General features: G+C 62.9%; 21 protein-coding genes and 12 tRNA genes. 8 read left to right on the top strand and 25 right to left on the bottom strand.

The window, feature by feature from the left end:
* Window positions 1-153: 153 nt before the first annotated feature.
* Window positions 154-2,232 carry a 3-hydroxyacyl-CoA dehydrogenase NAD-binding domain-containing protein gene (locus ASD68_RS02805; protein WP_056603155.1) on the top strand — a complete coding sequence of 693 codons (2,079 nt, stop codon included), beginning with the start codon at window positions 154-156 and terminating at the stop codon, window positions 2,230-2,232.
* A gap of 41 nt (window positions 2,233-2,273) precedes the next feature.
* Here ASD68_RS02805 and ASD68_RS02800 read toward each other — a convergent pair whose 3' ends face one another.
* From ASD68_RS02800 to ASD68_RS02780, 5 genes are all read right to left on the bottom strand, one after another.
* A complete protein-coding gene (locus tag ASD68_RS02800) occupies window positions 2,274-2,837 on the bottom strand; it encodes a DUF2058 family protein (RefSeq protein ID WP_056078563.1) in 564 nt (187 codons plus the stop codon).
* 21 nt (window positions 2,838-2,858) lie between these two features.
* Window positions 2,859-3,077 (bottom strand): SlyX family protein, encoded by a 219-nt coding sequence (locus ASD68_RS02795; protein ID WP_056078561.1) that lies wholly within the window; start codon window positions 3,075-3,077, stop codon window positions 2,859-2,861.
* Window positions 3,074-4,417 (bottom strand): UDP-glucose/GDP-mannose dehydrogenase family protein, encoded by a 1,344-nt coding sequence (locus ASD68_RS02790; RefSeq protein WP_056603152.1) that lies wholly within the window; start codon window positions 4,415-4,417, stop codon window positions 3,074-3,076. Before ASD68_RS02790 ends, ASD68_RS02795 begins: the two co-directional genes overlap by 4 nt.
* A gap of 146 nt (window positions 4,418-4,563) precedes the next feature.
* The gene (locus tag ASD68_RS02785; protein WP_056078556.1) at window positions 4,564-5,316 is read right to left on the bottom strand and encodes an FKBP-type peptidyl-prolyl cis-trans isomerase; all 753 of its coding nucleotides are present in this window, start codon (window positions 5,314-5,316) and stop codon (window positions 4,564-4,566) included.
* Window positions 5,317-5,497: 181 nt separating this feature from the next.
* Window positions 5,498-7,252 (bottom strand): cation:proton antiporter, encoded by a 1,755-nt coding sequence (locus ASD68_RS02780; RefSeq protein WP_056603149.1) that lies wholly within the window; start codon window positions 7,250-7,252, stop codon window positions 5,498-5,500.
* Window positions 7,253-7,430: 178 nt separating this feature from the next.
* On the opposite strand from ASD68_RS02780, the gene ASD68_RS02775 reads away from it, so the two are divergent.
* From ASD68_RS02775 to ASD68_RS02765, 3 genes are all read left to right on the top strand, one after another.
* Window positions 7,431-7,506 (top strand) — tRNA-Ala (locus tag ASD68_RS02775).
* A 9-nt stretch (window positions 7,507-7,515) separates the two neighbouring features.
* A tRNA-Glu gene (locus ASD68_RS02770) sits at window positions 7,516-7,591 on the top strand.
* 45 nt (window positions 7,592-7,636) lie between these two features.
* Window positions 7,637-7,713, top strand: a tRNA-Asp gene (locus ASD68_RS02765).
* A gap of 71 nt (window positions 7,714-7,784) precedes the next feature.
* Here the strand turns inward: ASD68_RS02765 and ASD68_RS02760 are convergent.
* Both ASD68_RS02760 and ASD68_RS02755 read right to left on the bottom strand, forming a co-directional pair.
* A complete protein-coding gene (locus tag ASD68_RS02760; RefSeq protein WP_056078550.1) occupies window positions 7,785-8,261 on the bottom strand; it encodes a DUF1249 domain-containing protein in 477 nt (158 codons plus the stop codon).
* Window positions 8,262-8,297: 36 nt separating this feature from the next.
* Complete coding sequence (locus tag ASD68_RS02755; protein WP_056078546.1) at window positions 8,298-9,113, bottom strand: pyruvate, water dikinase regulatory protein; 816 nt, start codon at window positions 9,111-9,113, stop codon at window positions 8,298-8,300.
* A 226-nt stretch (window positions 9,114-9,339) separates the two neighbouring features.
* Between ASD68_RS02755 and ppsA the strand changes: the two genes are divergently transcribed.
* Window positions 9,340-11,712, top strand: a complete 2,373-nt coding sequence (ppsA, locus tag ASD68_RS02750) for a phosphoenolpyruvate synthase (protein WP_056603147.1) — start codon at window positions 9,340-9,342, stop codon at window positions 11,710-11,712.
* Window positions 11,713-11,803: 91 nt separating this feature from the next.
* Here ppsA and ASD68_RS02745 read toward each other — a convergent pair.
* Window positions 11,804-11,894 (bottom strand) — tRNA-Ser (locus tag ASD68_RS02745).
* A gap of 111 nt (window positions 11,895-12,005) precedes the next feature.
* Between ASD68_RS02745 and ASD68_RS02740 the strand changes: the two genes are divergently transcribed.
* Entirely contained in the window at window positions 12,006-12,707 is a 702-nt protein-coding gene (locus ASD68_RS02740; protein ID WP_056603145.1) for a protein phosphatase 2C domain-containing protein, read from the top strand.
* Here the strand turns inward: ASD68_RS02740 and dnaQ are convergent.
* From dnaQ to ASD68_RS02725, 3 genes are read right to left on the bottom strand one after another with little or no spacing between them, the layout of a single operon-like run.
* Window positions 12,700-13,443 carry a DNA polymerase III subunit epsilon gene (gene dnaQ / locus ASD68_RS02735; RefSeq protein WP_056603142.1) on the bottom strand — a complete coding sequence of 248 codons (744 nt, stop codon included), beginning with the start codon at window positions 13,441-13,443 and terminating at the stop codon, window positions 12,700-12,702. The two genes, ASD68_RS02740 and dnaQ, sit on opposite strands and share 8 nt — an antisense overlap.
* Window positions 13,440-13,883, bottom strand: a complete 444-nt coding sequence (gene rnhA, locus ASD68_RS02730) for a ribonuclease HI (RefSeq protein ID WP_056605065.1) — start codon at window positions 13,881-13,883, stop codon at window positions 13,440-13,442. Before rnhA ends, dnaQ begins: the two co-directional genes overlap by 4 nt.
* 22 nt (window positions 13,884-13,905) lie before the next feature.
* Complete coding sequence (locus tag ASD68_RS02725; protein WP_235578611.1) at window positions 13,906-14,592, bottom strand: class I SAM-dependent methyltransferase; 687 nt, start codon at window positions 14,590-14,592, stop codon at window positions 13,906-13,908.
* A gap of 202 nt (window positions 14,593-14,794) precedes the next feature.
* On the opposite strand from ASD68_RS02725, the gene gloB reads away from it, so the two are divergent.
* Window positions 14,795-15,559 carry a hydroxyacylglutathione hydrolase gene (gloB, locus tag ASD68_RS02720; protein ID WP_056605063.1) on the top strand — a complete coding sequence of 255 codons (765 nt, stop codon included), beginning with the start codon at window positions 14,795-14,797 and terminating at the stop codon, window positions 15,557-15,559.
* On the top strand, window positions 15,556-16,746 hold the full coding sequence (locus ASD68_RS02715; protein WP_235578610.1) for a transglycosylase SLT domain-containing protein: 1,191 nt from the start codon (window positions 15,556-15,558) through the stop codon (window positions 16,744-16,746). The genes gloB and ASD68_RS02715 overlap by 4 nt, the downstream gene beginning before the upstream one ends.
* 159 nt (window positions 16,747-16,905) lie before the next feature.
* Here ASD68_RS02715 and ASD68_RS02710 read toward each other — a convergent pair whose 3' ends face one another.
* From ASD68_RS02710 to ASD68_RS02645, 14 genes are all read right to left on the bottom strand, one after another.
* A complete protein-coding gene (locus ASD68_RS02710) occupies window positions 16,906-18,963 on the bottom strand; it encodes a SurA N-terminal domain-containing protein (protein ID WP_162247401.1) in 2,058 nt (685 codons plus the stop codon).
* A 20-nt stretch (window positions 18,964-18,983) separates the two neighbouring features.
* Window positions 18,984-19,060: transfer RNA gene (locus tag ASD68_RS02705), tRNA-Asp, on the bottom strand.
* 7 nt (window positions 19,061-19,067) lie between these two features.
* Window positions 19,068-19,142 (bottom strand) — tRNA-Val (locus tag ASD68_RS02700).
* Between the two features lie 19 nt (window positions 19,143-19,161).
* A complete protein-coding gene (locus ASD68_RS02695) occupies window positions 19,162-19,434 on the bottom strand; it encodes an HU family DNA-binding protein (protein WP_007082749.1) in 273 nt (90 codons plus the stop codon).
* A 300-nt stretch (window positions 19,435-19,734) separates the two neighbouring features.
* A complete protein-coding gene (gene lon, locus ASD68_RS02690; RefSeq protein ID WP_056603134.1) occupies window positions 19,735-22,218 on the bottom strand; it encodes an endopeptidase La in 2,484 nt (827 codons plus the stop codon).
* Between the two features lie 167 nt (window positions 22,219-22,385).
* Entirely contained in the window at window positions 22,386-23,678 is a 1,293-nt protein-coding gene (gene clpX / locus ASD68_RS02685; RefSeq protein WP_007082751.1) for an ATP-dependent Clp protease ATP-binding subunit ClpX, read from the bottom strand.
* Window positions 23,679-23,788: 110 nt separating this feature from the next.
* Window positions 23,789-24,418: an ATP-dependent Clp endopeptidase proteolytic subunit ClpP gene (clpP, locus tag ASD68_RS02680; RefSeq protein ID WP_056078525.1), complete on the bottom strand. Its 630-nt coding sequence runs from the start codon at window positions 24,416-24,418 to the stop codon at window positions 23,789-23,791.
* An 82-nt stretch (window positions 24,419-24,500) separates the two neighbouring features.
* On the bottom strand, window positions 24,501-25,793 hold the full coding sequence (gene tig / locus ASD68_RS02675; RefSeq protein WP_056603131.1) for a trigger factor: 1,293 nt from the start codon (window positions 25,791-25,793) through the stop codon (window positions 24,501-24,503).
* Between the two features lie 87 nt (window positions 25,794-25,880).
* Window positions 25,881-25,965, bottom strand: a tRNA-Leu gene (locus ASD68_RS02670).
* A gap of 278 nt (window positions 25,966-26,243) precedes the next feature.
* Window positions 26,244-26,319, bottom strand: a tRNA-Lys gene (locus tag ASD68_RS02665).
* A gap of 35 nt (window positions 26,320-26,354) precedes the next feature.
* A tRNA-His gene (locus tag ASD68_RS02660) sits at window positions 26,355-26,431 on the bottom strand.
* Between the two features lie 15 nt (window positions 26,432-26,446).
* Window positions 26,447-26,523 (bottom strand) — tRNA-Arg (locus ASD68_RS02655).
* A 24-nt stretch (window positions 26,524-26,547) separates the two neighbouring features.
* Window positions 26,548-26,624, bottom strand: a tRNA-Pro gene (locus ASD68_RS02650).
* Window positions 26,625-26,802: 178 nt separating this feature from the next.
* A tRNA-Arg gene (locus ASD68_RS02645) sits at window positions 26,803-26,879 on the bottom strand.
* Between the last annotated feature and the right edge of the window lie 112 nt (window positions 26,880-26,991).

Raw genomic sequence — 26,991 nt, 5'->3', positions numbered from 1 at the left:
CAACAGCCGCCGCCAAAAAATTAACGTTTGACCGATCCCGCGTTCGCCCTCGCCCCTTCGTCCGGCGATGCCCGAATCGACGAGGGATGAGTCTCGCATTCACGGCGATGGAACGGTAAGGTTCGACATTCCCAAGCCATGTCTGCAGATCCCATGTTCGAAGGATTACGCTTCAATCATTGGAAAGCCAACGAGGACGACAGCGGCATCGTCACCCTCGCCCTCGACCGCGCCGGCAGCAGCGTCAACGCCATTTCGGGTGCCGTGCTGGACGAGCTGGGGCAGATCGTCGAACGGTTGGCGATCGAGAACCCGGCCGGGGTGATCATTCATTCCGCCAAGGCCGCCGGCTTCGCCGTCGGTGCGGACATTACCGAGTTCAAGGATTACGCCCGGCGCGGCACGGTGCTGGAGAACATCGAGAACGGCCAGCGGATCTATGAAGCGCTGGCGCGCCTGCCCTGCCCCACGGTGGCGGCCGTGCACGGCGCCTGCATGGGCGGCGGCACCGAACTGATTCTGGCCTGCCGCCAGCGCATCGCCGTCGACGACGAAAAAACCCGCATCGCGCTGCCCGAAGTGCAACTCGGCATCCATCCCGGCTGGGGCGGCACCGCGCGCTTGCCGCGGCTGATCGGCGCGACCGACGCCTTGCCGCTGATGCTGACAGGCAAACCCTTGTCCGCCCGACGCGCCCTGAACCTGGGCGTGGTCGATCGCCTGGCCAGCGCCGACGAATTGCTGGCCGAGGCGCGTCACATGGTGCGTCGCCCTTCCGCTCGCCCGCTGGCACGACGCGCCAAGGCCTGGGCCAGCAACCTATGGCCTGTGCGCCAGATCCTGGCGCCGATGGTGCTGAAGCAGACGGCCGCGAAAGTGCGCAAGGAGCACTACCCCGCGCCGTTCGCCTTGATCGATGTATGGAAGCGTGGTGGGCCAGATATCCGTCAGCGGCTGAAGCTGGAGGCACGTTCCGTCGCCAAGTTGGCCGAAACGTCGACGGCGCAAAACCTCATCCGCATCTTCTTCCTCAGCGAGCGCCTCAAGAACCAGGGCGCCGGCGTCGAGCACGGCATTGAGCACGTGCACGTGGTGGGCGCGGGCGTGATGGGTGGCGACATCGCCGCGTGGGCTGCGTTGAAGGGCTTCCAGGTGACGCTGCAGGATCGCGAGATGAAATACGTGCAACCGGCGCTGGACCGCGCCCATGCGTTGTACGAGAAAAAGCTCAAGACGCCGGAGAAAATCGCCGCGGCCGCGCAGCGCCTGCGCGCCGACGTGGAAGGCAGCGGCGTGGCGGAGGCCGATCTGGCGATCGAGGCCATCTACGAGAACGCCGACGCCAAACGTGCGTTGTACGCCACGATGGAGCCGCAGTTCCAAAGCGACGAAATACTTGCCAGCAACACGTCCAGCATTCCGTTGAATGAGCTGCGTGAAGGGCTGACCGCGCCGCAGCGTTTCCTGGGCCTGCATTTCTTCAACCCGGTCGCGCAGATGCCACTGGTGGAAGTGGTGCGTCACGACCGGCTCGATCCGGCGATCGAGAAGCGCGCGCTGGCGTTCTGCAAGGCGATCGGCAAATTGCCGGTGGCGGTAAAGGGCACGCCGGGCTTTCTGGTCAACCGCATCCTGATGCCGTACCTGCTCGAATCCATGCGCATGTATGCCGAGGGCGTACCCGGCCCGGTGCTGGATCGCGAGGCGAAGAAATTCGGCATGCCAATGGGCCCGATCGAACTGGCCGACACTGTAGGGCTCGATGTCTGCGCCTCGGTCGGCAAGGAGTTGGCGCCGTTCCTCGGGCTGGAACTTCCGCCCGGGCTGGATGACCGGCTCGGCGCCGGCAAGCGCGGAAAGAAGGATGGCCAGGGCCTGTATGTCTGGCAGGACGGCAAGCCGCAGAAACCCGAAGTCGACCCGGATTACGTCACCCCGCCGGACCTGCAGGAGCGCATGATCCTGCCGATGGTGAACGAGGCGATCGCCTGCCTCGACGAGGGCGTGGTCGACGACGCCGACCTGCTCGACGCGGGCGTGATCTTCGGCACCGGCTTCGCGCCGTTCCGCGGCGGCCCGATCCAGTACGCGCGCAGCGAAGGCGTGGACAAGCTCAAGCAGAAGCTGGAGCAATTGGCGCAACGCCACGGCGAACGTTTCATGCCCAAGAAAGGCTGGGACAACCCGGCCCTGGCGGTCAGTGCCAGCGCGACACTCATGGCCGACGCATAGACTGGATTACCGGCGCGGCGCGCCGGTTGTTCCAGGCCGCTTCACCACATCAGATCGTCGGGCACGCCATCGTCGCCGACACCTGCCGCAGCGGGATCGACCAGCAGCGCCAGTTGCCTCGCGTCTACCGCCTTGACCTGCTCGGCGATGTCGCGGCTTACCAGCACGTAGCGACCACCCTGCTGCACCACGCCCAGCTCGCCGGCATTGAGCGCCGTCAGCTGTGCCGCATCGACGTAGATGCGGCGGATCTTGCCGCCATACTCGAAATTGCGTGGTTGGTCGGCATCCGCCTTGTTGAGCGCGTTCCCCGCCAGCAACTGCTGGACCTTCTGCTTCTGCTCGCGCCGCAGACGCGCCTGTTCCGCTGCCTCCTGCTCGGCACGTTTGCGCTCGCTGGCTTCGGTCTGCGCCCGCATCGCATACGCACGCGCCAGATTGATGCCGTCGGCATCGGTATCGGCGGCAGGTGAGCGGTGGCGTGGCGGCTTCGACGGCCTGCCTTTCTGCGCCGGCCTGGCGGATGGGGCAGCGGGGCGTTTTTCTTCGCGTACTTGTTTGACGATGCCGCTTTTCAGCAACTGGTCGCGCAGGGAATCGGCCATGGTCGGAAATCTCGATCGGTATCAATAATGCGGCGGTGGCGGCTCGCTGTGCGGGTCCGGCGCCTGGCCCAGCCGTACCGACATCAACTCGCCGCGCAGCTCGCGCACCGCACGTTCCAGCGCCGCAATGCGCTGCGACTGATCAGCATCAGCCACCGCAAGCGCCTCGACGGTGTCGTCGATGAAGGTCAGCCGCACTTCCAGCTCGGCCAGCCGCTGCTCCAGCCCGTCGTTACTCACTTCGCCACCTGCAGGCTGCGCCCGCGACCCATGCCGTAATACGCCAGCCCCGCCGCCTCCACCGTCGATGGTTCATAGAGGTTGCGCCCGTCAAAAATGGCCGGGGTTTTCAACAGGCCGCGGATGCGCGAAAAATCGGGACTGCGGAACGCCTTCCATTCGGTGACGATGGCCAGTACGTCGGCGCCTTGCAGCGCATCGTAGGCGTGCTCGCACAGGACCAGGTCGTCCCTCTCGCCGTACTGGCGAGCCGTTTCAGCCCGTGCTTCCGGATCAAACGCACGCACCTTGGCACCGACCTGCCACAACGCTTCCATCAGTCGCCGGCTCGGCGCTTCGCGCATGTCGTCCGTATTGGGTTTGAATGCCAAACCCCACAGCGCGATCGTCTTGCCCGCCAACTGGCCATCGAAGTGGCGCGAGATCAACTCGAATAGCTTGGCCTTCTGATCGTGGTTGACCGCCTCGACCGCCGCCAGCAGGCGTGCGTCGTAGCCATAGCTGCGCGCGGTCCGCTCCAGCGCCTGCACGTCCTTGGGGAAACACGAGCCACCGTAACCGGCGCCCGGGTAAATGAAATGGTGACCGATGCGCGGATCGGAGCCGATACCCTGACGCACGAGTTCCACGTCGGCACCGACCCGCTCGGCAATATTGGCGATCTCATTCATGAAACTGATCTTGGTCGCCAGCATCGCGTTGGCGGCGTACTTGGTCAGCTCGGCCGAACGCTCGTCCATCACTACCATCCGGTCGTGACTGCGGTTGAACGGCGCGTACAAGCTGCGCAACACCGTCACTGCGCGCTCGCTTGAAGCGCCGACGATGATGCGGTCGGGTTTCAGGCAATCCTCCACCGCAGCCCCTTCCTTCAGGAACTCGGGGTTGGAAACCACGTCGAAAGGCACCTCGACGCCACGCGATTCCAATACCTGCGAAATGGTGGCGCGCACCCGGTCGGCGGTACCCACGGGAACGGTGGATTTGTTCACCACCACTGCGTACCGGTCGAGATGCGCCCCGATGGTGCGGGCGACGCTCAGCACATACTGAAGGTCGGCGCTGCCGTCCTCGTCCGGAGGCGTCCCTACCGCAATGAAAATGACCTCGCCATGGGCCACGGCGGCCACCGCATCGGTGGTAAATCCAAGCCGCCCCTCGGCGCCATTGGACCGCACGATGGGCTCCAGGCCCGGCTCGTAGATGGGAACTTCACCGCGCTGAAGGCGCTCGATTTTCGATGCGTCGATGTCGACGCATATCACCTGGTTGCCCATTTCCGCGAGGCAGGCGCCCGTTACCAGGCCTACATAACCGGTGCCAAAAATCGTGAGTTTCATCGCTAAAGAAGAATTCCCTGGAACCGAGCCGACTATTCTAGCCGGCTGCCGACGGCAACGTGACCCTTGTTGCCTATCGAGAAAAGCAAAGGGCGCGAATCGCTTCGCGCCCTTGCCATGTCGCCATCGCGGGACCTGGGAGGCGATCAGCCGCCTGAGGCACCCGAACCGGCCGGCGTCGGGCCGGTCTTGACCAGCGTCACGTCGAAGATCAACGTGGCATTCGGCGGCATCGGCGGACGCGGCTCAGAGCCATAGGCCAGAGTCGAGGGGATGTACAACTTGTAATGGCCACCCGCCTGCATCAACTGCAGGCCTTCGCGGAAACCGGGGATCACGCCAGCCAGCGGAATCTTGGCGGCGCCCGGCGGGTTGTGCTTGGAAGAGGCATCGAACACCTGGCCGTCAATGAAGCTGCCGGTGTAGTTGATCTCGACCGTATCGTTCGCGCCCGGGCGCGGGCCGCTACCCTGGGTGATCACTTCGTACTGCAGGCCGGAAGCCGTGGTCTTCACACCCGGCTTGGACTTGTTCTTGGCCAGGAACGCGGCACCTTCAGCCTTGTTCTTGGCACCGAGCTTGTCCATTTCGACCTTGTACTTGGCCTGGATCTTGGCCATGAACGCGTCATGAACCTGCTTGGCCTCGGTGTCGGTCATGGTCGGCTTCTGGCCGAGCATGGCAGCCTTGACGGCGTTGGCAACGGCGGTCGGATCCAGCTCGTCGCGCATGATCGGCGGCACCTGCTCGCCCATCTGGTAGCCAATCACGTAGCTGGCTTTGGCCTTGTCGACCGTGCCGGCGGCGCCGGTGGCAGCCTGAGCGAACACGCTCGACGTCATGCCCAACGCAACGACCAGCGCAGTGGCGGTCAGCGTGGGACGCAGAAATTGCTTCATTCGAAACTCCCTCGTCATGGAATATGCCGGCGTCACCATCCGGGCCTCCCCGATGGAGGCAGGCCACGCATTGTGCGGTTCCTGTCCGGTCTTGGCAACGATGCAAACGTCCGACCTTCGGCAACGGTAAAGGTTCATTCGGCATGACACCGATTTCACATGCCGCCGACCGCCACCACGGTCAGGGTGTGTGTTCCGGCTTGTCGAGCGTGTCCTTCAGCGCCGCCTGCAGGCGCGCGTGCATTTGCACCAGGTTGCGCCACATCACCACCGCCAGCACCACACCCAGCAGAGCCAGGGACAGCGCCACTCCACGCGGCGGCAGGATGGTCGAACCCAACGCACTGACCAGCACCCCCAGCGCCAGCAAAGTCACCAGCGGAATGATCCGCGCCAGCACGTTGCGCATCGGCTGGGTATAGGCGCCAGTAAAGCGCTCGCTGATGCCGATTTCCGCCAACAGCATGCCCAGCGCCTCGGCCTTGCGGTACACCGCGATCAGCATCGGCAGCGACAGGAACAATGCCGTCGCCCAAATCAGTGTGTGGCGCAATTCGCGCCCGATGCCGACCATCGAGAACCACGCCCAGTTATGCGCATTGACGTAGGCACCCAGCATGAAAAGCGTGACCACCAGCAGCACGTTGATGCCGATATGCCACAACAACCGGCGAAAGATCGCCGCCAGCGCCGCGTTCTCATTGACCGGCTTCAGGTTGGCCAGCCAGCCGCTGTAACTGGTGGCGAGCAACCGCGCCGAGCGTGGCGTTATCCGGGTCAGTCCGTTGGCGAGTTTGTCGGCCGAACGGTTCAGATAGGGCGAGACCGCCATGCACACCACCGACACCGCCACGGCGATCGGATAGATGAAGTCACTGATCACGCCCAGCGACAAACCCAACGTGGCGATCACAAAGGAGAACTCGCCGATCTGCGCCATCCCCAGGCCGGCGCGCAGCGAGGTACGCGCATCGTGACCGACGGCGAAAATGCCCACGCTGCAGGCCAGCGTCTTGCCCAGGATCACCGCGCCGGCGATCAACAGCGCGGGCACGACGTAATGCAGCAGCATCGCCGGGTCGATCTTCAGACCGATAGCCACGAAGAACAGCGCCGCGAACATGTCGCGCAGTGGCTCGACCAGATGCATCACGCGGGCGACGCTGCGCGATTCCGCCACGATGGCACCCGCCAGAAACGCGCCCAGGGCCACGCTGAAACCCATCCACGCCGCCAGCAGGCTGGCACCGAAACAGATGCCCAGCACGCTGACCAGCAAGGTTTCGTCACGACCGAAACCGGCCACGTAATCCACCAGCCGCGGCAGCAACAGCAGCCCCAGGATCATGCCCACGATCACGAACAGGCCAAGGTGGCCAATCAGCGTAAACGCCGCTTCCGCCTGCACCGAGCCACCGATGGCTACGGCCGTCAGCAGGGTCAGCATGATGATCGCCAGCATGTCCTCTGCCACCAGCAAGCCCACCACCAACTGCGCAAACGGGTGGTGCCGCTGCCCACCCTCGGAAAGCATGCGGGTGGCCACCATCGTCGATGACAACGAGATGATTGCGCCCAGGAACAGCGAGTCCATGCCCTTCCAGCCAAACAACTCACCGATGCCGAAGCCGATCCACAGCATCAACCCGACCTCGGCCACCGCGACCACCAGCACGCCCACGCCCACCTGGCGCAACTTGCGCACGCTGAACTCCAGCCCCAGGGTGAACATCAGCAACACGACACCGAGGTTGGAAATGTCTTCGATCGCTCGCGGGTCCGCCACCAGCACACCCGGGGTATGCGGGCCGATCAGCACGCCGGCGAGGATGTAGCCCAGCAATACAGGCTGCCGCAGACGCTGGAACAGGATCGTGGTGGCACCGGCCACGATCATCACCATGGCCAGGTCGCGGATGAAACCGATTTCGTGCATGCCTTCTCTTCAACGCCGCGGGATTTCCCAGCTTAAACGAACACCCGCTCACTATTCGTTCGCGAAAGCACAAGCCGGAGGACCGAGTTGCCGGATGCAGTTCGCGGGGCTACGCCGATGTGAAAAAAATGCTTGACGGATATGACACTCGGACCTATTCTTCCGGGCTTCCAGCGGCGGGGCCATAGCTCAGCTGGGAGAGCGCCTGCATGGCATGCAGGAGGTCGGCGGTTCGATCCCGCCTGGCTCCACCAACTTGAATTGTCCCCATCGTCTAGAGGCCTAGGACACCACCCTTTCACGGTGGCGACCGGGGTTCGAATCCCCGTGGGGACGCCAAGTTGGCTCGCAACGCTGGAACGTACACGCTGTAAAACAAAATGTGGAGCGGTAGTTCAGTTGGTTAGAATGCTGGCCTGTCACGCCGGAGGTCGCGGGTTCGAGTCCCGTCCGCTCCGCCACTACACAACGGAAAACCCGCCTTGCGCGGGTTTTTTGTTGCGCGCGATTCGTGTGCGCGACCGTTTCGCACTCAGCCGATCGTATCCGCCGGATCGCGCTCCAGCGTACCGGTCGAATGCCCCTGCTCCGCCAGATATTCCAGCCAGCGCGACAGGAAGCCGTTCATGCGCAGGCGATGCTGGAACACCGTATGCGCCGGAGCGAACGGACCCAGCACCTGCCACAGGTGTCGCCCGGGATGGCAATGCATCGCTTCGGCCACGTGCGCGTCGGTATACATGCGCAGCTGCGCCGATGGCGAACGCTGGCCGGTATGGGCGTCGACGAAATCGTAGGTGAGCTCAAGCTCCAGCGTATACGGATGGCACTCCTGCACATGGAGATGCACGTTCAAGCCGTCATCCACGTTGGACAGGTAGCGGCCGGGCTCAAGTTGCTGCGGCGCGAACAGCCGCGTCAGCCGATGGTAATTTTCCGCATAAAGCCCCATCAGGAAGCCAAAGCGCCCCGGCAACAAGTTGGTTCGGCTGTCCAGTACGGCACTCATCGTTGTCACGAAACTCCTGCGTTCAAAACCCTGCGTTCAAAACATGGTCCGCTCGATACCGAAGCGGGAAAAGATCTTGCTGGCGATTTCCTCGATCGACACGTGCGTGGTGTTGAGGCTGGGGATGCCGGCCTGGCGCATCAGCCGGGCCGCCTGGTCCAGCTCCCAGCGGCATTGCTTCAAGGTCGCATATTTGCTGCCCGGACTGCGCTGTTCGCGGATCTGCGCCAACCGCGCCGGCTCGATCGTGAGGCCGAACAACCGCGACTTGTAAGGACGCAGCAGCGCCGGCAATTCCAGCCGGTCCAGATCCTCCTCGGTCAACGGGTAGTTGGCGGCACTGACACCATAGTGCAAGGCCATGTAGAGGCAGGTGGGCGTCTTGCCGGAACGCGACACGCCAATCAGGACCAGATCCGCGTCGGCATAGTTCACGTCGATGCCGTCATCGTGCGACAGCGCATAGTTGGTCGCGTTGATGCGCGCCTCGTATTTGCCGTAGTCCACCATGCCGTGCGCGCGGTTGACCGCGCCGGAGCGCTTGGCGCCCAGCTCGTCCTCCAGCGGCCCGATGAACGGCGCAAACACATCCATCATCAACGCCCCGCTGGCCGCGACGATGTCGCACAAGGCCGGCTCGGCCATCGTGTTGATCACGATCGGTCGCTGCCCGCTCTGCGCGTAATGGGTCTTGATCCGCACCGCGGCGGCCTCGGCCTTTTGCGCGTCATCCACGAACGACAGGCGATGCTTGTCGAACGTGACGCCCTCGAACTGGGTCAGGATGCTGTTGCCGATCGTCTCCGCGGTAATACCAGTGGAGTCGGATATGAAGAAAACCGTGCGTTGCATGCCTGCTCCCGGTTGGTCATGACCGCTATTACGACGCCATAAGTTGCGAGTAAATCATTGTACTTACTGCATCAAGGCTGACTGGTATGCAGTTGGAGTGGGGATCAACGACAATGGTCTTCTTGTGCTGCACACGACCGGCAGCGGACAATACCACTCCTTTGCCGACCGTTCTGGTCAGTTTGCACCCTTCCCGTTGTCACACGAAAGCCTTCAGGAGATCCCCTTGAACGATCTGGTGCTTTGGCTCGATGCGCTGCGCATGACCGACCTTGGCAAGGTAGGCGGCAAGAATGCCTCACTTGGCGAAATGATCGGCAACCTGTCCCGATTGGGCGTGTCGGTGCCGGGCGGTTTCGCCACCACCGCCGAGGCCTTCCAGCAGTATCTGGAGAAAAGCGGCCTGGCGAAACGAATTCAGGATCGACTGACCTCGCTGGATGTCGATGACGTCGACGCGCTGGTGGTTGCCGGCAAGGAAATCCGCCAATGGATCGTGGACACCGCCCTGCCCGCCGAACTCGAGCAGGCAATCCGCGACGCGTACGCCACGCTGTGCAAGGACGCCGGCGCCAGCGACATCGCCGTGGCGGTACGTTCATCGGCCACCGCAGAGGATCTTCCGGACGCCTCGTTCGCCGGCCAGCAGGAAACCTTCCTCAACGTGGCCGGCATCAACGACGTACTGCACACGGTGAAGGAAGTCTTCGCCTCGCTGTACAACGATCGCGCCATCGCCTATCGCGTGCACCAGGGTTTCAAGCACGAGGAGGTGTTCCTCTCCGCCGGCGTGCAGTTGATGGTGCGTTCGGACGTGGGTGCGTCCGGGGTGTTGTTTACGCTGGACACTGAGTCGGGCTTCCGCGACGTGGTGTTTGTCACTGGCAGTTACGGCCTGGGCGAAATGGTCGTGCAGGGCGCGGTGAATCCGGATGAGTTCTACGTCTTCAAGCCGACGTTGAACGCCGGCAAGCCGGCCATCCTGCGCCGCAACCTTGGCGCCAAGCAATTGCGCATGGTCTATTCCGATGCGGCCGACGAACGTGTGCGCACGGAAGACACGCCTGCCGAACTGCGCAACCGGTTCTGCATCAGCGACGAGGACGTGCAGGAGCTGGCGCGGCAGGCGCTGATCATCGAGAAACACTATGACCGCCCGATGGACATCGAATGGGCGAAGGACGGTCACACCGGCAAGATCTACATCGTGCAGGCGCGCCCGGAAACCGTGAAATCACGCTCTCACGCCACCCAGCTCGAGCGCTTCCACCTGAGCGCAAAAGGCAAGATCCTGGCCGAGGGCCGATCGATCGGCCAGAAGATCGGCGCCGGCAAGGCCCGCGTTGTGCGTTCGCTGTCCGACATGAACAAGGTGCAGCCCGGTGACGTGCTGATTGCCGACATGACCGATCCCGACTGGGAGCCGGTGATGAAGCGCGCGTCGGCCATCGTCACCAATCGCGGCGGCCGCACCTGCCATGCGGCGATCATCGCCCGCGAACTGGGCGTGCCGGCCGTTGTCGGCACCGGCAACGCGCTGGAGCTGATCCCCGACGGTACCGACGTCACCGTGTCCTGCGCCGAAGGCGACACCGGCACGATCTACGAGGGCATCGTGAAGTTCGAACGCATCACCGCGGACCTGGGCGACATGCCCGAGGCGCCGCTGAAGATCATGATGAACGTGGCCAACCCCGAGCGCGCCTTCGACTTCGGCATGCTGCCCAACGCGGGCATCGGCCTGGCCCGCCTGGAAATGATCATCGCCAGTCACATCGGCGTGCATCCGAAGGCGCTGCTGGAATATGCCAAGCAGGACGCCGAGACGAAGGCCAAGATCGACGAGCGCATCGCCGGTTATGCCGGTCCGGTCGAGTTCTATGTCGACCGCCTGGCCGAAGGCATCGCCACCATCGCCGCCTCGGTCCATCCCAAGCCAGTGATCGTGCGGTTGTCCGATTTCAAGTCGAACGAATATGCGGGGCTGATCGGCGGCACGCGCTATGAGCCGCACGAAGAGAACCCGATGATCGGCTTTCGCGGCGCCAGCCGCTACGTCGATCCCAGCTTCGCCGACGCTTTCGCGCTGGAGTGCAAGGCGGTGAAGCGCGTGCGTGAAACGATGGGGTTGGACAATGTGTGGGTGATGATCCCGTTCGTGCGTACGTTGGGTGAGGGCCGCAAGGTGATCGAGGTGCTGAAGCGCAATGGACTGGTCCAGGGCGAGCACGGCCTGAAGGTCATCATGATGTGCGAAGTGCCTTCCAACGCGCTGCTCGCCGATGAATTCCTCGACATCTTCGATGGTTTCTCGATCGGCTCCAACGACCTCACCCAGCTCACCCTTGGCCTCGACCGCGATTCCAGCATCGTCGCCAGCCTGTTCGACGAGCGCGACCCGGCGGTAAAGAAACTGCTGGCGATGGCGATCAAGACCGCCCGCGCCAAGGGCAAGTACATCGGCATCTGCGGCCAGGGACCCAGCGATCACCCGGATCTCGCCGAGTGGCTGATGGAACAGGGGATCGAGTCGCTGTCGCTGAACCCGGATACGGTGGTCGATACCTGGTTGCGGCTGGCGAAGAAGAAGGCGGGTTGAGTCTAGCCTTAGGCCTAGAAATCCGTTCGTCCTGAGCGTAGCGCAGCGGAGTCGAAGGACGTGCGTGGCTGGCGGAGAGGGAGGGATTGTCTGGCGGAGAGGGAGGGATTCGAACCCTCGGTAGGCTATTCACCTACGCCTGATTTCGAGTCAGGTACATTCGACCACTCTGCCACCTCTCCAGTGGGGCGCATGGTGGCTCATGCGAGCCGGGAATCATACGCGAGCCCATCTGTCGTGACAACACACCGCGCTTGCGGCATGCTGCGACGGCTCGCCCCCATTGAACGGCCATGATCGAATTCGGACACGCTACCCACGTCGGCCTGCGCCGCACGCGCAACGAGGACACGTATTACGCCGACGCCTCGTCGGGCCTGTTTCTGGTAGCCGATGGCATGGGTGGGCACCAGCACGGTGAGGTGGCTTCGGCGTTGGTGCGCGATGCCGTGGTCGACCTGGTCACGCGCGGGCATGGGCTCATCGAAGCCGTGCAAGGTGCCGGCGAACGATTGCTGGCGCTTACGCGCGGCAATGGCGATCGACTCCCCATGGGCACCACCATTGCCGCGTTGCGGATCATCGGCGACAGCTACGAAGTTGCCTGGGTGGGCGACAGCCGCATCTATCTATGGCAACAGGGTTTGCGCCAGATCAGCCATGACCACTCGCTGGTACAGGCGCTGGTGGAAGCGGGCCAACTGGATCCCGCGCAGGCCTCGCAACATCCGCAGCGCAATGTGTTGACCCAGGCGCTGGGCGTGACGGCGGCGGATCAGCTGCACATCGGCATGAATCGCGGCACCGCCCTTCCCGGCATGGGCTTTCTGCTGTGCAGCGACGGGCTCACCGAGGATGTCACCGACGCGGCCATCGGCCGGCTGGTGGCGCGCACGGACCTGGCCGCGCAGGAATGCGTCGATCAACTGCTGCTTGGCGCGCTGGACGGCGGTGGCAGCGACAACATCACCGCGATCCTCGCACGCATCAGTTGATGCCTTGCTCGACGGTTTCGGCCTGCGGCGACGCAAGCCGGCGCCACAGGCTGCCGTCGGCTGCACTCTTGTCCAGTGCGGCAAGCCGGTTCTGGTGCGCTTCCACTTCCTCCGCTGAGGCACGGAGCACGCGCGGTCGCTCCTGCAGTGACAATGGCACGGCCACCGTTGTGCTGCGCGTATCGGCTTCGTCCTCGAAACCCAGATCGAACGCGACCTGGCCCGAGGTCATGGCCAGATAGACGTCGGCCAGCAACTGCGCATCGATCAGGCCACCGTGCAGATCGCGACGCGAGTTGTCCACGCCCAGCCGTTTGCACAAGGCATCGAGGTTGTTGCGTTGGCCGGGAAAGAGCTCCCGCGCCATTTTCAGTGTATCGAGCACGGCGCAGCGGTCGCCTACCCGCCCGGCCTGCTCGCCCAGGCGCGCCAGTTCCGCATCGAGAAAGCCGATATCGAAACTGGCGTTGTGGATGACCAGTTCGGCACCATCGATAAACGCCAGGAATTCCTCGGCCACGTCCTCGAAGTGCGGCTTGTCCAGCAGGAACGCGTCTTCGATGCCGGTGACCATGCGCGCACCTTCATCAATGGCGCGGTCAGGGTTGAGGTAAGTCTGGTAATAACGGCCAGTGAGCCGGCGCTCGACCATCTCCACGCAGGCAATTTCCACCAGCCGGTGGCCCTGGCGCACTTCCAAGCCGGTGGTTTCGGTATCGAGAACGACCTGCCTCATGCGCTTACCCGCAGCAACTCGGCCTGCTCGCGCGCCGCCTGATCCACCCGTTCATTCTCGACGTGGCCGTTATGCCCACGTACCCACTTCCAGCGCACCTGGTGCGATGCCGCGGCCGCCGACAGGCGCTGCCACAGATCCTGGTTCTTCACCGGCTTCTTGTCCGCAGTGCGCCAGCCATTGGCCACCCACTTCGGCATCCACTGCTCGATGCCCTGCATCACGTAGCGCGAATCGGTGGTGAGCACGACCTGACAGGGGCGCTTCAGTGCCTCCAGCGCGCCGATCGCCGCCATCAGCTCCATGCGGTTATTGGTGGTGGCCGGATCGCCGCCGGCAATCATGCGTTCGCTGCCTTTCGCCCTCAACAGTGCCGCCCAGCCACCGGGGCCTGGATTGCCCAGGCAGGCGCCGTCCGTAAATGCTTCCACTTCGCTCATCATGGCTCGCTATGAATTGAAATCACGAAACCGCACTGCGTCGCGTGCCGGGTGAAAGCCTTCCACTGGCAACGTGCAGTCGGGTTGGGGCGGGGAGTATGCGCAATGGCGTCGCCCTGCGACACCTTTTCCGCGCCATCATCACGTAGCCACCGCCGCAGGGGTTGAACGATGCCGCATGCCCGGGCGCGTCACTGGGCCACGGCCCACCCACCCGCCGCGTCCATTCGATTTCCAGCCCGTGGCGTTCAAGCCGCCTGCCGAGTTGCCCCGGAAACCGCAGTATCCGCGTGCCACCGGATCGCCAATAGAACCAGGGCGCCCAGCCGCTCACGGGATGCACCCCGGTCACCACCAGCACGCCGCCCGGTGCCAGTACGCGCATGGCTTCGCCCAGCAGGATCGAGGGTTCAGCCACGACCTCAAGGGCATGGCGCAGCAACACCACATCGAAGGCTTCATCCAGAAAGGGCAACGGTGCGTCGATCGCGGCGCACACATCGCCGCGATAACCGCCCGCGGCGATCCACATCCGGGTCCAGCCGCCGATCATCGGCAATGAGGGAACCACGACATCGCCGGAAGCGCCCAGCGACAACGCACACGCGCCGGCACTGCGCTGGATATCCGGCAACATCGCGCGCGTCTGCTCATCGGCCAGCTGCCGCAAAGGCGCGCTGCTGTAGATCCGGTGATCGCGATGAAGCATGCGTACGTCCTGACTCATCTATCCGTGAAGTGTAGCTGCTGCCAACCATGCCGGCGGCGGAGGCCGTGGGTGCAACTGAACGGTAGAAACCATTTAACACAAGGCTAACGAGATGCCGGCGCCGCCCCCTTATAGTCGGGCGTTTCCCGCCTCGGAAGGCTGCACGTCGGTTTCCGGATCACCCAACGCTGTGGAGTTCATCGTGCACCTGATCCCCCTACCGGCGCTTTCCGACAACTACATCTGGCTTCTGCATGACGACGCAGGCGACGCCATCGTGGTGGATCCGGGCGAGGCACAGGTGGTCGAAGGCGCGCTGGTCGCGAACGGTCTGCAGTTGCGCGCGATCCTGCTGACGCATCATCACCTGGACCACATCGGCGGTGCCGCGGCGTTGGCATCGCAACATGACGTGCCCGTCTACGCCCCCGACGACGGGCGCATCACCGCGACCACGCATCCCGTCGCGGACGGCCAGCGCATCGAGTTCGCGGCGCCCCGTGTTGAATTCGACACCATCGCCATTCCCGGCCACACCTTGAGCCACGTCGCCTACGTCGGCGCGGGCATCGTGTTCTGTGGCGACACCTTGTTCAGTCTCGGATGCGGCCGCCTGTTCGAGGGCTCGCCCGCGCAAATGCTGGCATCCCTGGACCACTTGTCGACGCTGCCGGAAGACACTCTGGTCTGTTGCGGCCACGAATACACCCAGGCCAACGGACGTTTCGCGCATACGGTTGAACCGGCCAATGCCGCCCTCACGGCCCGATGCCAGGAAGTGGACCAGTTACGGGCGCAGGGGTTGCCCACCGTGCCGGTCTCGCTTGCCAGCGAGCTGGCCACCAATCCCTTCCTGCGGGTGGATAGCGACGACGTATCGAGCTGGTGCGAACACCATGACGGCCGCGGCGACCGCGTTGCCCGCTTCGCCGCGTTGCGCCACGCCAAGAACACGTTCGCCGCATGAGTCGGCGGCTACTACCGCTCACGCTGACGCTGGTGCTGACAGCCTGCGCCACCGACCCTTCGCAGAAGACCCGTCACCCGGTGGTCACCACGCCGGTTGCCACCGATGGCAGCCGCCTGCTCCCGCCATCGGAAACCGCGCCACAAGCGCCGATCGATGTATGGCAACAACTGCGCAGCCGTTTCGAGATGGCCGATTGCGCGGCCGATCCGACGATCACCGCCTGGGCCCGTACCTACACGCGCCATCCGAAGCAGTTCGAAAGCCAATTGAGCGCGGTACTGCCACGCCTGATCTATGTGCAACAGGTCGCCGACCAGTACGACGTCGCCGGAGAGTTCGTGCTGCTGCCGTGGGTGGAGAGTCATTTCCAGCCCGTGCCGGGGCGGCACCGGAATCGGGCTGCCGGCATGTGGCAGATCATGCCGGCCACGGCGGGCGCCATGGGCCTGCGCGTGGACGACAACTACGACGGACGCCTGGACGTACCCGCGGCAACGCACGCGGTCATGAAAGAATTGCAGCGATACCACCGGCGATTCGACGATTGGCGGCTCGCCGATTACGCGTTCAACGCGGGCGAATTCGCGGTGCGCAAGCTGGTGAAGAAACACGGCGCACCCACCGAACTGCCAGCCATACCCGAGCTGCCGGTTCGTCGCGGGACTCGTGAACACCTCTCCAAACTGCTGGCCATTGCCTGCGTCGTGCGTGAACCGGCGCGATTCGGCGTGACCCTGCCGGCGCTGCCGCCCGAACGGCAGCTGGTCAAGGTGCCCGTCGATCAATCCTTGTCGATCACGGACGCAGCCAGCCACGCGGGGATGTCGGTCGATCGCTTCAAGCACCTCAATGCGGCATTCCGCAGCGACAGCATCGATGCCCAGGCGGCGTCCTACCTGGTGTTGCCTGCGAAGCACGTACGACAGTTTCGCACCGCACTGGTCAACGAGGCCTCCACCGCAGACGCGGATCGTGAACCAGCCGCATCGCTTTCGGCGGGTAGCGCAGGCACCAGCCAGCCATCGGCCGCGTCACCGCGCCACCATACCGTCCGTCCCGGCGACAGCCTCTGGGGCATTGCCCGCCACTATTCGGTCAGCGTCGACCAACTGCAGAGCTGGAACCACCTGCGCGGACATTCGATCAAGCCCGGCCTGGTACTGAAAGTGGGCAGCGCCCACTGAGTGGACGATCCGCAGCGTGGCTGGCCGAACGCGCAAGCCACCTCGACGGCGACCGGCACGCTCGCCAATAAACGACACCACGAAAAAGGCGGCCCATGGCCGCCTTTTCCTTTTCAACTTTGTCCACTGCCGGGCCTCGCGGCAAGGCTACGGATCAGGTTACAGGCGTTCCTTGTTGATCTTGATCTCGGTCCGCGACCGCAAAATCTCGATCAGTTCGCTCGTCGCTTCGGCACCGTAGGCCTGCGCCATCTGCTGCCGCAGCGATTCACGCTGGTCGGCTGTCACCTCGGACAGATCGCCGGGCTGCACCTTGTCCACCGCGAGCAAAGCGTAGACGCCCTTGTCCATATCGACCGAGGCGTACTGCGGCTTGCCATCGACCGGGTGCGGCAAGAGGAACGCGCGGTCACGGACCGATGGCGGCAGATCCGCCTGGACGCGCAGCGCATTCTTGACGGTGGTCACATCGAGCTTCGAGGAAGCGGCTACGTCGTCCATCGAATCGCCCTTCTGCAAGCGGGCCAGCAACGCCTGCGCCTGCGTCTTCGCTTCAGCCGCGACACGTTCATCGATGATGCGATCGTGTACGTCGTCGCGCACATCGGCCAACGCCCGCGGCGTCGACGGCAAATGTTTGTCGACGTGGATCACCACCGAGTGGTCGCCCCCCAGATCGATCAAACCCGAATTGTTGCCCTGGGCCAGCACGTCATCCGAGAACGCAGCGGCGACAACCTTGGGGTTGGCTGCGATGCCTTCACCACCCGTGCGGGAAAACAGGGGCGTTTCCTTGATCGGCAGCTTCAGGGCCTCGGAAGCAGGCTCCAGCGAGGACGGGTTCTGATACGTGTTGTCGGAAAGCTTGCCCGCCACTTCGTTGTACAACCGATCCTTGTCCGCCGCCGTCGCCTCCTTCACCAGCGTGTCGCGCACTTCCTCGAAAGGCTTGGCGTCTCCGCTGCGAACATCACGCAGCCAGATGATGTGGTAACCCTCCGGCGACAACACGGGTTTGGATATCTGGCCCTTGGTCATGGCGAGCATGGCCGACTCGAACGCCGGATTGGTCACACCCCGCTCCAACCAGCCCAGGTCGCCGCCCTGGCGCTTGGAGCCCAGGTCCTGCGAGTCCTTGCGGGCCAGCTCGGCAAAATCCTCGGGAGTCGCGTGGGCGGCAATATCGTTGGCCTTGGCCAGGGCGGCCTTTTGCTGCTCAGGCGTGGCGTTGGCGGGCACGTCGATGAGGATGTGCGAAACCAGGCGTTGCTCCGGCTGCACGAAGCGCTGCTTCTCATCGGCGTAGCGCTTGCGCAGTTCCTCGTCGCTGGGGGCCGATGCCGACGCGAGATCCGCACCGTTCACTTCGATGTATTTCACCGAAACACGCTCGGGGTCCGTGTAGTCGGCCAGATGCGCCTTGTAGTAGGCATCGATCTGCTCGTCGGTCACCTTGGTGTCGGAAATCGTCGGACGCGGCAACAGGAAATAGCGGACATCGCGACGCTGCATGCGCAGCGCCAGGAAACGTTCGGCGTCGGCCGCGGGAATGATGGTGCTGGCATCGATGGCGCGTGGGAGCAACTGGACGGCCAGATCGGAGCGAACCTCGGCCTCGAACATTTCGGGCGTCTTGCGCTGGCTGGCCAGCACCGCGCTGTAGGACGTCGGGTCGAAATGACCATCGACCTGGAACGCCGGGATGGATGCGATGTAATCGCGCACGGCCTGGTCAGACACCCGCAGCCCGAAATCATCGTTGGCCTTGAGCAGCAACTGCTGATCGATCATCGAATTCAGCACGCGCAGTTTCATTTCCGGCTTTTCGAAAATGCTGGTATCGAACTGGTCGCCCTGCTCCGCGTTGGCGCGCTGCCGCAACTGGTTCAGCCGATCCTGCATGTCGTTCTGGCTGATCTCATGTTTGCCGACCTTTGCCACCGACATGTCGCTGCTGGACGTCAGGTAGCCTTCCATGCCGAAAAACGACATGGCGAAAACGGAAATGCCCAGAAGGATGATGGCTGGCCATCCATGCATTTTGTTACGCATTGCCTGCAGCATTGGAATCTTCCCGCAACGTGGTTGTAGGCGCATGAAGCGCGATGCGAACACCAGGCTACCCCCGCGTGCGATGCTACAAGAACATCGATCACACGCCGCCTGATGATCAGCCTCGCCTTGACGAAGCCTTGTGCCAAAAAACAAGGGCGCCACACGGGCGCCCTTGTGAACTGTGGCGGAGCGGACGGGACTCGAACCCGCGACCTCCGGCGTGACAGGCCAGCATTCTAACCAGCTGAACTACCGCTCCGCATTTCTGGTGGGTGCTGTAGGGATCGAACCTACGACCACCGCCTTGTAAGGGCGACGCTCTACCGCTGAGCTAAGCACCCGGAACCAAGCGTCAGCCGCTTAGTTTAGGGCATCCTTCAGGGTCTTGCCAGCCTTGAACGCCGGCACTTTGGACGCCTGGATCTGGATCATTTCGTTGGTCCGCGGGTTGCGACCCGTACGGGCAGCACGCGCGCGCACGGTGAAAGTACCGAATCCGACGACAGAAACGTCTTCGCCGCTCTTGAGCGTCTTCTGCACGGTCTCGAAGAACGCTTCGAGCGCGCGGGTTGCATCGGCCTTGGTCAGTTCGGCCTTTTCGGCGATGGCGTTGATCAGATCGGTTTTATTCATTGAGAAGCTCCTAGTTTTCGACCGGCGCGGTTCGTTTTCGACGAAACAACGCCAGCGTGGATGATTGGCTCGCGCCAGGTGCCGTGTCGCAACCGGAATCGCCGCGGTGGGCATGAAATCTGCGGTTCCGCCTTTATACCAGTGCGTTGCCGAACTTCGCAACACAAGTCACGGCAAGCGTTTTCGCGGAAATACAGCGCACGAAATGATGCGTAAAGCAAACGGCGAACGATGCCGATTCAGCATGGCCCGCCGTCTTGTCAGGTGAACAGGAGCCGGCCATGGAGACCGGCCAACAACTCAATGCGTGCGCGAATGGACCTCGGCGCCGTCCTCCGCTGGCGCGCCTTCCTTGGACGCATGAGCTTCCTCGGAATCGACCGCCTGGCTGGGCTGCAACGGACGCTCCAGCGCGATGTCGAGCACTTCGTCAATCCAGCGCACCGGATGGATCTCCAGCGACGTGGTGATGTTTGCCGGCATGTCGACAAGATCCTTCTTGTTGTCTTCCGGAATGATCACCGTGGTGATGCCGCCACGAAGCGCCGCCAGCAATTTTTCCTTCAGCCCGCCGATCGGCAGCACGCGTCCACGCAAGGTGATTTCGCCGGTCATGGCCACCTCCGAACGCACCGGTATCTTGGTGAGGGCGGACACCAGCGCGGTGCACATCGCCACGCCGGCACTCGGGCCATCCTTGGGCGTGGCGCCCTCCGGCACGTGGATGTGCACGTCGAGCTTCTGGTGGAACTCGGGATCGATGCCGAGCTGATCAACGCGCGCGCGCACCACCGACAGCGCCGCCTGGATCGACTCTTTCATGACATCACCGAGTTGCCCGGTATTCACCAACCGCCCCTTGCCGGGAACAATCGATGCCTCGATGCTGAGCAGCTCGCCGCCGACCTGTGTCCAGGCCAGCCCGGTGACCAGGCCGATCTCGTTCTGGATTTCCTTGCGGCCGAAATCGAAACGGCGAACGCCGAGGTAATGGTCCAGATTCGCCGACGTCACTTCGACACCGGCAACGGCTTTCTTCTGGGGCTTCGCGCTTTTTGTTTTCGCCTTCCTGGCCTTGGTTACTTCACCCAGGGTCAGCTCCTTGACCACCTTGCGGCAAATCTTGGAGATCTCACGCTCGAGGTTGCGCACACCGGACTCGCGCGTGTAGTAGCGCACGATGTCCCGCAGCGCCTCCTCGTCCACCTGCAGTTCCTCGGGCTTGAGGCCGTTCGCCTTCAACTGCTTGGCAAGCAGATACCGCTGCGCGATCCCCAGCTTTTCATCCTCGGTATAACCGGGAATGCGAATGACCTCCATGCGGTCGAGCAAGGGGCCGGGGATGTTCAGCGAGTTGGCGGTGGCGATCCACATCACCTCGGACAGGTCGAAATCGACTTCCAGGTAGTGGTCGTTGAAGGCGTGGTTCTGTTCCGGGTCGAGCACTTCGAGCAACGCGGACGACGGGTCGCCACGGAAGTCCATCGACATCTTGTCGATCTCGTCCAGCATGAACAGCGGATTGCGGGTGCCGACCTTGGTCAGGTTCTGCACGATGCGGCCCGGCATGGAGCCGATGTAGGTGCGCCGATGACCACGGATCTCGGCCTCGTCACGCACGCCACCCAGGCTCATTCGCACGAATTTGCGGTTGGTGGCCTTCGCGATCGACTGGCCCAGGGAGGTCTTGCCCACACCCGGCGGACCGACCAGGCACAGGATCGGGCCCTTCATCGTGGCCACGCGCTGCTGCACCGCCAGGTATTCGAGGATGCGGTCCTTGACCTTTTCCAGCCCGAAATGATCGGCGTCCAGCACTTCCTGCGCCACGCGCAGGTCCTTGTGCACCTTGCTGCGCTTCTTCCACGGCACACCGACCAGCCAATCGAGGTAGTTGCGCACCACCGTCGCTTCCGCCGACATCGGCGACATCTGCTTCAGCTTGCCGAACTCTTGCCGCGCCTTGGTCAGCACGGCCTTGGGCATGCCGGCATTTTCGATCTTCTTCTGCAGCTCCTCGACTTCGTTGGTGCCCTCTTCGTTGTCGCCCAGCTCCTTCTGGATGGCTTTCATCTGTTCGTTGAGGTAGTACTCGCGCTGGCTCTTTTCCATCTGGGTCTTGACCCGGCCGCGGATGCGCTTCTCCACCTGCTGCAGATCCATCTCGCTGTCGACCAGGCCGATCAGCAGCTCCAGCCGCTGCGCCACGTCGGCGGTTTCAAGCACCTTCTGCTTGTCAGCCATGCGCACGGAAAGATGCGCGGCAATGGAGTCGGCGACGCGCGACGGCTCCTCGATGCCGGACAGGCTGGCCAGCACTTCGGGCGGAAGCTTGCGGCTCTGCTTGACGAGCTGCTCGAACAACGAGATCAACGTGCGCGACACCACGTCGAGCTCGCGCTCCTTGGCGTTGTACACGGGCTCAATCGTGCGCGAACGCGCCACCAGCATGCCGTCGGCTTCCCGACAGTCCTCGATGGTGACCCGTGACTGGCCTTCGACCAGCACCTTGACCGTGCCATCAGGCAGCTTGAGCAGCTGCAGCACGCCAGCCAGCGTACCGACCGTGTGCAGGTCGGCGGCTTCCGGATCGTCGATATCCGGGCTCTTTTGCGCTACCAGCAGAATCTGACGTTCGCCTTCCATCGCGCGTTCGAGCGCGCGCATCGATTTGTCGCGGCCGACAAACAATGGAATGACCATGTGCGGATACACCACCACGTCGCGCAACGGCAGCACGGGCAGCGCATCCAGCAATTCGGTTTTACGGACGGTCTTGGCCATCGAAAAATAGTTCCTGGTGAATCGACATACTGGCTCCGACACTGCGCCGGGGCCCATGACACGTCAAGTGGAGGCATCCGGCGCGATGCACAAGGTTTCCATGCCACCGTACCCAAAAAAACGGCCCCGGTAACTCACCGGGGCCGCTTTTTTTCACGGGGTATCGATCAGGCTGCGTCGTTACCGTCGCTGGCCACGCGCTGCTGCAGATTGCCACGATAAATCAGGTAGGGCTCGGCCTGGCCGTTGATCACCGCATCATCCACCACAACCTTGCTCACGTGCTCCAGCGAGGGCAGCTCGTACATGGTTTCCAGCAACACCTGTTCGAGGATGGTGCGCAAGCCACGGGCGCCGGTCTTGCGCTTGAGCGCCTTCTTGGCGATCGCCTGCAACGCCTCGGGGCGGAACTCCAGCTCCACCTCCTCCATCTCGAACAGCTTCTTGAACTGCTTGGTGACGGCGTTCTTCGGTTCGGTGAGGATCTTCACCAAAGCCGCCTCGTCCAGCTCATCGAGCGTGGCGACCACCGGAAGGCGTCCGACGAACTCGGGAATCAGGCCGAACCGCACCAGATCCTCGGGCTCGACATCAGCAAGCACCTTGCCGAGGTTTTCAGTGCGCTCCTTGCTGCGCACCTCCGCCGAGAAGCCGATACCGGTGGTCTCCGAGCGCTGCTGGATGACTTTTTCCAGCCCGGCAAAGGCACCGCCGCAAATGAACAGGATGTTCTTGGTGTCGACCTGCAGGAATTCCTGCTGTGGATGCTTGCGCCCGCCCTGCGGCGGTACCGAGGCCAGCGTGCCCTCGATCAGCTTCAGCAAGGCCTGCTGCACACCCTCACCCGAGACATCACGGGTGATCGACGGGTTCTCGCTCTTGCGCGAGATCTTGTCGATCTCATCGATGTAGACGATGCCCGACTGCGCCTTTTCCACGTCGTAGTCGCACTTCTGCAACAACTTCTGGATGATGTTCTCGACATCCTCGCCCACATAGCCCGCTTCGGTCAGCGTGGTGGCGTCGGCGATGGTGAACGGCACATTGAGCAGCCGCGCCAGCGTTTCAGCCAGCAGCGTCTTGCCCGAGCCGGTGGGGCCGATCAACAGGATGTTGGATTTGCCCAGCTCGATGTCGTCGCTTTTCTGGCGCGACTCGATCCGCTTGTAGTGGTTGTACACCGCCACCGCCAGCGCCTTCTTGGCGCGTGACTGGCCCACCACGTACTGGTCCAGCGATTCACGGATCTCGCGCGGCTTGGGCAGCTGGGTGCGGCCCGAAGCGGCCTTTTCCTCGAGCTCCTCGCGGATGATGTCGTTGCACAGCTCGACGCATTCGTCACAGATGAATACGGATGGACCCGCGATCAGCTTGCGCACTTCATGCTGGCTCTTGCCGCAGAACGAGCAATAGAGAATCTTGCCGCTGTCGCTGGAACGCCCCTGCCGGTCGTCACTCATACTTTCGATCCCGCTGGTCAATCTGAATGCGTCGCGAGAATACCACAGGGCTCCGCGTCTGCCTGCAGACGCGGAGCCCTACCCCGTGACAATAAGGTTGGTGCTGGGAATCAGGCCGATTTCACCGTTTCGCCGGCGCGCTTTTCCAGCACTTCATCGATCAGGCCGTAAGCCTTGGCTTCGTTCGCGTCCATGAAGCGGTCGCGCTCCATGTCCAGCTCGATTTTCGCCAGCGGCTGACCGGTATGTTCCGCGTACAACTTGTTCAGGCGTTCGCGTACATACAGGATTTCCCGCGCCTGGATCTCGATGTCGGTCGCCTGGCCCTGCGCACCGCCGGAAGGCTGATGGATCATGACGCGGGAGTTGGGAAGCGCATAACGCTTGCCCTTGGCGCCGGCCATCAACAGGAAGGAGCCCATGCTGCAGGCCTGGCCGATGCACATCGTGCTGACGCTCGGCTTGATGAACTGCATGGTGTCGTAGATCGCCAGGCCGGCGGTGACAGCGCCGCCGGGACTGTTGATGTAGAACTGGATGTCCTTGTCGGGGTTCTCGGACTCCAGGAACAGCATCTGCGCAACCAGCAGGTTGGCCACCTGGTCATTGACCTCGCCAACCAGGAAAATCACGCGCTCTTTCAACAGGCGTGAATAGATGTCGTAGGAGCGCTCGCCACGGGCCGTCTGCTCGACGACCATCGGTACCAAATTGAGGTTCTGGATCTGATCCATGGCCATTAGCAGCTCTCCGGGTGATGTGCCTGACAGTATGGCATCCGGCCCGATACATCAGGGCCGGACTGGAACGGTACCGGTGGAATCAGGCACCTGCCGGGCGCATTACCTCGTCGAAACTCAGATCCAGGCTGGTGGTCTTGGCGTGTTCAGCCACCCACTCGGCCACCTGGTCTTCCATCACGCGATTCTGCAGCCCGGACATCAATTGGGGGTCGCCGTTGTAGAGTTCAATGACCTTTTCCGGCTCCTCGTAGGTCGAGGCAATCGCCGCCAGTTGCTCGGCGACGCGGGTACGGTCAATCTTGAGCTCCTGCTTGCGGGCGATCTCGCTCATCAGCAAGCCTGCGATCACGCGCTTGCGCGCCATCGGCATGGCCGACTCGATCAGCTGCGGTGACGGCTGCTCGCCACGCGGCACGCTGTTGGCCGCCAGGTTCTGCGCCTCCGACCGCACCAGCATCGGCGGCACGTCGAGATTGCTGTGCGCTTCGGCGACTTTCTCCGCCACCTCGGACTTCAACCGGCCCATCAACGCGGCATTCAGTTCCCGCTCGAGGTTGGCGCGCACTTCCTTGCGGAACGTCTCCAGGTTGCCGTCGGCAATGCCGAACAGCTTGGCAAACTCACCGTCGACCTCGGGCAGGTTCTGCGCCTGCACCTTGATGATCTTGAAACTGACTTTGGCGGTCTTTCCAGCCAGCATCGGGTTGCGGAAATCAGCGGGAAACGCGACATCCGCCTCGAATTCGTCGTTGGCACTGCGGCCAAGCAAGGAGTCGTCCAGCGCCTTGAACAAAGTGCCCGAACCAAGCACGCTGCCCGCCCGCTCCAGACCATCCGCCGGGAAGCGGTAATCGTTTACCTTGGCGGCATATTCGAACATCACAAAATCGCCCTCGATCGAGGCACGGGCAACGTCCTCGAAGCTACGGCGCTGTTGGCGCAGGGTTTCCAGCATCTTGTCGATATCGGCATCGGTGACGCTGGCCACGGTGCGCGTGATCTCCAGCGCGGCCACATCGACCACCGGGAACTCGGGCATGATCTCGAACGTGGCGGTGTACGCAATCTCGCCGTTTTCCGGCACGCCAGTGGTGTCGATCGCCGGGTTCGCGATCGGCTGCAGTTTTTCCTGCGTCACCGCCTCGCGCAACGTGCTGCCGATCAGGTCGGACAGCACCTCACCACGAACCTGGCTGCCGAAGCGCTGCTTGATCACCGCGACCGGCACCTTGCCCGGACGGAAGCCCTTCAAGCGCACGGTGCGGCCCATTTCCGCGATACGTGCGCTCACCTGCGAATCGAAACGCTCCGCGGGAAACTTCACCGTGAGCTTGCGCTCGAGGGTGCCGATGTTCTCAACCGAAACCTGCATGACGTCTCCTGGTACTACCTGATGTATGGGCCTGCCACAGGCACCATGGCGGCTGTGCCACCGCAAATGAAAAAAACCAGCTTGGCATGGTGCGAAAGGGGGGACTCGAACCCCCACGGGGTTAACCGCCAGAACCTAAATCTGGTGCGTCTACCAATTCCGCCACTCTCGCCTTGCCGCAACTGGCGCAACAAAAACCTTGCCCCGGCGCACCGGTCAACGTCGACCCGGATACCGCCACCACCCCTTGTCCACCGATGGCATTCAGGCGCTGGATAACGGGCCATTTTACGGTTGCCGCACCATGCAGCACAAGCACGCCAGACCGCTTGCAGGCCGCGCCTTCGCGCCCGACGACAGCTGCGCCCGCCTCCGTCGAATTCCCTGCCATGGGCTGGACCACATATAAAAAAACAGGCACCTACGTCGCCGTGAGGTGCCTGTTCTGATTGGTGGGCCGTGAAGGATTCGAACCTTCGACCAATTGATTAAGAGTCAACTGCTCTACCAACTGAGCTAACGGCCCATGAACTGACGTGACGCCGGAACCGGGTTTGAAACTGGGGTGGATGATGGGATTCGAACCCACGACAACCGGAATCACAATCCGGGACTCTAACCAGCTGAGCTACATCCACCATAAATCTTGCAACTGGCGCGCCAGACAGGACTCGAACCTGCAACCGTCGGCTTAGAAGGCCGATGCTCTATCCGGTTGAGCTACAGGCGCAGTCCCTATGGCAGAACGTATCGCTGGTCGGGGCAGAGGGATTCGAACCCCCGACTTTTGCGTCCCAAACGCAACGCTCTACCAGACTGAGCTATACCCCGCTTTCGAATCCCCGGCTGATCAAACACCGAAGCCTTGAATTGTTACGGGTGACGCCTCGCCCAGTCAATCCGTGTCGAAGCACACCATGACATCTGGAGCCCCTTTCAACAATCGGCAAAAGCACTTCCGTTCGTGAAAGGCACCGAGGTGCGAGCACCTCATCCAACAGTATAAAAATGGTGCGCCCGGAGAGATTCGAACTCCCGACCACCTAGTTCGTAGCCAGGTACTCTATCCAACTGAGCTACGGGCGCACTGAAAAAAATTTTCATCTCACCGCTGCCGTGTTTGGGACACCGAGGCGGTGAAGCGAGAAGCGGAATTATTCAGATTCCGTCGTCTTGCGTCAACCTTTTTCGTGAATTT

Origin of the sequence: Rhodanobacter sp. Root627, assembly GCF_001427835.1 — a bacterium.
Taxonomy (GTDB): Bacteria; Pseudomonadota; Gammaproteobacteria; order Xanthomonadales; family Rhodanobacteraceae; genus Rhodanobacter; species Rhodanobacter ginsenosidimutans.
This window is presented reverse-complemented; position numbering and strand designations above follow the sequence as displayed.